Origin of the sequence: Jiangella ureilytica, from assembly GCF_004348545.1 — a bacterium.
Classification (GTDB): Bacteria; Actinomycetota; Actinomycetes; order Jiangellales; family Jiangellaceae; genus Jiangella; species Jiangella ureilytica.
Map to the genome: position 1 here is coordinate 1 of NZ_SMKL01000137.1, position 5,161 is coordinate 5,161.

At 71.3% G+C, this 5,161-nt stretch carries 4 protein-coding genes; 2 read left to right on the plus strand and 2 right to left on the minus strand.

What is annotated here, in order from left to right; genetic code table 11:
• A partial coding sequence (locus tag E1212_RS30230; RefSeq protein ID WP_203417374.1) for a DEAD/DEAH box helicase occupies positions 1 to 1,173 on the minus strand: 1,173 nt, incomplete at its 3' end.
• Between the two features lie 216 nt (positions 1,174 to 1,389).
• Between E1212_RS30230 and E1212_RS28850 the strand changes: the two genes are divergently transcribed.
• Both E1212_RS28850 and E1212_RS28855 read left to right on the plus strand, forming a co-directional pair.
• On the plus strand, positions 1,390 to 1,737 hold the full coding sequence (locus tag E1212_RS28850; RefSeq protein ID WP_131988954.1) for an STAS domain-containing protein: 348 nt from the start codon (positions 1,390 to 1,392) through the stop codon (positions 1,735 to 1,737).
• A gap of 296 nt (positions 1,738 to 2,033) precedes the next feature.
• Positions 2,034 to 4,292: a sodium-translocating pyrophosphatase gene (locus tag E1212_RS28855; RefSeq protein WP_131988956.1), complete on the plus strand. Its 2,259-nt coding sequence runs from the start codon at positions 2,034 to 2,036 to the stop codon at positions 4,290 to 4,292.
• Positions 4,293 to 4,550: 258 nt separating this feature from the next.
• Here the strand turns inward: E1212_RS28855 and E1212_RS28860 are convergent.
• Positions 4,551 to 5,161 (minus strand): aminotransferase class I/II-fold pyridoxal phosphate-dependent enzyme (locus E1212_RS28860; protein WP_131988958.1); only part of this gene is annotated, 611 nt, incomplete at its 5' end.

Consider the following 5,161-nt stretch of genomic DNA (forward strand, 5'->3'; position numbering starts at 1 on the left):
GTCCCCGGGCGCGCCGCCGCCCCCGTCCCCGGGGGCGCTGCCGACCTCGGCCCCGGTCGGGCCGCCGTCGACCCCAGATGCGCTGCCGCCCCTGTTCCCGGGGGCGCTGCCGTCCCCGTCCCCGGGGGCGCTGCCAACCTGGACCCCGGGCGCGCTGCCAACCTGGACCCCGGGCGCGCTGCCACCCCTGTTCCCGGGCGCGCTGCCGCCCCTGTTCCCGGGCGCGCTACCGTCCCCGTCCCCGGGTGCGCTGTCGCCCCCGTCGCCGGTCGGGCTGCCGTCGGGCTCAGATGCGTCGCCGTCGGGCCCGGGAGAGTTCTCGGCCGAGCCGGCCGCGTGCCCAGCACTCGCTGCAGCGACCATGAGGCCGTTGTCGCCGATCAGCGGCGGTTCCCAGAGCAGGAACGTCTTCGCGCCGCTGGGCGAGCCGTCCTCCGTCACGACCTCGATGGGCAGCATGCCGATGAGCCGCTCGGCGCTGTGTCCAGGGTCCGCAGTCGTCGCCGACGCCAGAACGAAGGTCGGCGTCGACCCGTAGATCGCGCACACCCGGCGCAGGCGCCGCAGGACGTGGGCGACATGGGAGCCGAAGACGCCTCGGTAGGTGTGGCACTCGTCGACCACCACGAACCGCAGCGACCGGAGGAACCCGGCCCAGCGGTGATGTGCCGGCAGCATGGCGTGGTGCAGCATGTCCGGGTTCGTCAGCAGGTACGTCGCGTGCGCTCGGGCCACGTCGCGCAGCTCGACCGGGGTGTCGCCGTCGTACGTGGTCGCCATGACCCCGGGCACCCCGAGCTCGTCGAGCGATCGCAGCTGGTCCGCGGCCAGAGCCTTGGTCGGCGACAGATACAGCGTCGTGCCGCCGAGCCGGCGTCCGGGGCGGGCCGCCGTCAGCGCCGGAAGGTGGTACGCCAGCGACTTCCCCGACGCCGTTCCGGTGGCGATGACGACGTGCCGTCCGGACCAGGCCAGCGAAGCGGCCTGTGCCTGGTGGGCCCAGGGCGATACGATGCCTGCGGTCATGAAGCGATCGCGCACGACGGGGTCCACCCAGAGCGGCCATGCGCCGGACTTGGCGGCCCGGGCGGGGATCGATTCGATGTGCGTCACTCGTCCGGTCCGGTGCGGACCGGTCAGCAGCACATCGAGCAGGTCGTTCGGGCGGGGCACCTCGTGAGTCTCGCATCATGGTTGAATGCGGATGAGCCCGGCACGCGGTGAGCGCTGTGTGTTGACCGATGGAGGCACGGAGGTTATGCGAAGGCCGACGGGCAATGAGGGGGCCGAAGGTCTCCCTGAGTCCTCGGCTCAGGCCGGATGTCGACACTGAGCGTTCGCGCTCTTTTGCATAGCCCGACTGCTGAGAATGGCTGATGGAGGATCTGCGTGGACCTGTCGTTGTCGACCCGAACCGAGAGCGGCCGCAGCGTGGTCGCGGTCGGTGGTGAGATCGACGTCTACACGGCGCCGAGACTGCGCGACCAGCTGGTCGAGCTCGTCGACTCGGGTCACTACCACATCGTCGTGGACATGCGTGAGGTCGAGTTCCTCGACTCGACCGGCCTCGGTGTGCTCGTCGGCGGTCTCAAGCGCGTCGGCCAGCACGACGGTTCGCTGCGGCTCGTCTGCAACCAGGAGCGCATCCTCAAGATCTTCCGGATCACCGGTCTGACGAAGGTGTTCCCCATCCACGAGACGCTCGAGGAGGCCGTGGCCGCCACGGAGATGCCGTAGGTCCGTCACCCGTGAGACTCGCCTCCGCCGGGGACTCACGGGTCGGCCCCGGGTCGAGTGGGCCTCGCCCAGACGGCCCGGTGTGGGTACTTTCACACGGTCGTGGCGACATCGGTAGGTGGTCCGGGGTGAACTTTGGGTCCAGTGCCCTCTAGACTCCGCAGGTCGGCTGGAACCTGCCTACGTTGCGGACCAGCGACACCGAACGAGCCGATACCTGTCAGCGGTCGGTCCTGTGGGCCGGCCGCGAACAGCTGTTTCAACGCCCTGCCCGAGGGCGACGTCAAGGAGGACGAATGACCGGGCTCAACCTCTCCTATGTGGTTGTCGTCGCGTTGATCGCGGTGGCAGCCCTCGCGATGGCGGCGCTGTTTCGCCGGGAGGTTCTCGCTGCCCCTGAGGGCACCGAGAGCATGAAGACGATCGCGCGCGCCGTGCAGGAGGGCGCCGCGGCCTACCTCAACCGGCAGTTCCGGACGCTGGGCATCTTCGTGGTGCTGGTGTTCGGGCTGCTCTTCCTGTTGCCCGGGGATCCCGGCGTCCGGTTCGGCCGGTCGCTGTTCTTCCTGGTCGGTGCGGCGTTCTCCGCCGGCATCGGCTATCTCGGCATGTGGCTGGCCACGCGGGCGAACGTCCGTGTCGCCGCCGCCGCTCGTGACGAGGGCCGCGACCCGGCGATGAAGGTCGCGTTCCGCACGGGCGGTGTGGTCGGCATGGCCACCGTCGGTCTCGGTCTCCTGGGTGCGGCCATCGTCGTCCTCACCTACCAGGAGGACGCTCCGACCGTCCTCGAGGGCTTCGGCTTCGGAGCCGCGCTGCTCGCCATGTTCATGCGTGTCGGCGGCGGCATCTTCACCAAGGCCGCCGACGTCGGTGCCGACCTCGTCGGCAAGGTCGAGCAGGGCATCCCCGAGGACGACCCGCGCAACGCGGCGACCATCGCGGACAACGTCGGCGACAACGTCGGTGACTGCGCCGGCATGGCGGCGGACCTGTTCGAGTCCTACGCCGTCACGCTGGTCGCCGCGCTGATCCTGGGCCAGGTGGCCTTCGGCCAGGAGGGTCTGGTCTTCCCGCTGATCGTTCCGGCGCTCGGTGCGCTGACCGCCGTCCTCGGCATCTACCTGACCCGCCCGCGCCCCGGCGAGAACGGCCTGACCACGATCAACCGGGCCTTCTACATCTCCGCGGTGGTGTCGGCGGTGCTGTGCGCGATCGCGGCGTTCGCCTACCTGCCCGACAGCTTCGCGCAGCTCGACGGCGGCCTCGGCGATCACGACGGCGACCCGCGGATCCTCGCGACCGCCGCAGTGTTCCTCGGCATCGTCCTGGCCGGCATCATCCTGTGGCTGACCGGCTACTTCACCGGCACCGACAAGAAGCCGACCGAGGACGTCGCCAAGACGTCGCTCACCGGCCCGGCGACGGTCATCCTGTCCGGCATCGCGCTCGGCCTGGAGTCGGCGGTCTACACAGCGATGGTCATCGGCGGTGCGGTCTACGGTGCGTTCCTGCTGGGCGACGGCTCGGTCGAGCTGTCGCTCTTCCTGATCGCGCTGGCCGGCACCGGCCTGCTCACCACGGTCGGGGTCATCGTCGCGATGGACACCTTCGGCCCGGTCAGCGACAACGCGCAGGGCATCGCGGAGATGTCCGGCGACGTCGACGGCGAGGGCGCGCAGATCCTCACCGAGCTCGACGCCGTCGGCAACACCACCAAGGCGATCACCAAGGGCATCGCCATCGCCACGGCGGTCCTGGCGGCGACCGCTCTCTTCGGGTCGTACACGCGGGCGATCAGTGACGAACTCGCGGCGGTCGGCGCGGACATCGCCGGCGAGACGTCGTTCCTCATCGACATCGTCTCGCCCAACGTGCTCGTCGGCGTGATCATCGGCGCGTCCGTGGTGTTCATGTTCTCGGGCCTGGCCATCAACGCGGTCGGCCGGGCAGCCGGCGCGGTCGTGTTCGAGGTGCGCCGCCAGTTCCGCGACGACCCGGGCATCATGGCCGGCACGTCGACCCCCGCCTATGGGCGCGTCGTCGACATCGTCACGAAGGACTCGCTGCGCGAGCTGGCCACGCCCGGCCTGATGGCGGCGCTCGCGCCGATCGCGGTCGGCTTCGGTCTCGGCGTCGGCCCGCTGGCCGGCTACCTGGCCGGTGCCATCGCGACGGGCGTGCTGATGGCGGTGTTCCTGGCCAACTCCGGTGGTGCCTGGGACAACTCGAAGAAGCTGGTCGAGGACGGCAACCACGGCGGCAAGGGCTCCGAGGCCCACGCGGCCACCGTCATCGGCGACACCGTCGGCGACCCGTTCAAGGACACCGCGGGCCCGTCCATCAACCCGCTGATCAAGGTGATGAACCTGGTCTCCGTGCTGATCGCGCCGGCCATCGTCTCCATGACGGTGGGTGCCGACGCCAACGACGGCCTGCGCTACACCATCGCGCTGGTCGCGGCGGCGATCATCATCGGTGCGGTGTGGTTCTCGAAGCGGCGTTCGGCGATCATCGGCGAGGACGAGCCGGCCCGGCAGGGCGCTGCGGTCTGATCGTCTGACCTGCTCAACCGCGAAGCGGCGGTCGTCCCCTGTGGGCGGCCGCCGCTTTCGTCTCGCTGAACTGTCTTGTGCTCTACGGCGTTGGGTGACACCTGGGTGCCGGGTCACCTCAGAGGACAACCTGGTCACCGTCCGTTGCTGCGCATCGTCCGCCGAAGGGTCCGCCGTCGGCACACCGCCGCCGGGCAGCCGGCACACCGCCGCCGGGCAGCCGGCGCACCGCCGCCGCACCGCCGCCGCACCGCCGCCTCAGCGGACCGCCGCGACGGAGATCACCGCGCCGGGATGCCGTGGGTCCGCCACCTCGCTCGCCGGAATCCCGGCGTCCGCCAGGCCCCGCACCAGCCCCGCGGACGCCGCCGCGTCGCCCGTCGGCGCGAACGCGTGCACCCCGACCGGCGCGCCGCCCAGGGAGTGCGGCGGAGCCAGCCGGTCCGCCAGCCTCTTCCGTCGTTCGTCGTACACCCGCCGCGCCCGCCGCACGTGCTGGTCCAGCCCGCCGGACTCGATCAGCGCGGCGACCGTCAGCTGCAGCACCGCCGACACCCCGAGGTCGGAGTCCTCGCGCTGTTCCCGGAGCCGGTCCGCGACCGACGGCGGTGCGACGATCCAGCCCAGCCGCAGCCCCGGCGCGAGCAGCTTCGACAGCGACCCGGTGAAGACGACGAGGTCCGGGGCGAGCGCCTGGACCGCCGCCGGCACGACGCCCGGCGCCGCGAGGTGCGAGTCGTAGTCGTCCTCGACGATCCACCGCCCGGCCGCCCGGCACGAGTCGACCAGCGTCCGCCGTCGCGCCGCCGACAGCTGGACGCCGGTCGGATACTGATGGCTCGGCGTGATCATCACCGCGCCCGACCCCC

Bases quoted from the DNA above. Each gene is read 5' to 3' on its own strand.
- E1212_RS28855 (WP_131988956.1), top strand. From the start codon at position 2,034: ATGACCGGGCTCAACCTCTCCTATGTGGTTGTCGTCGCGTTGATCGCG.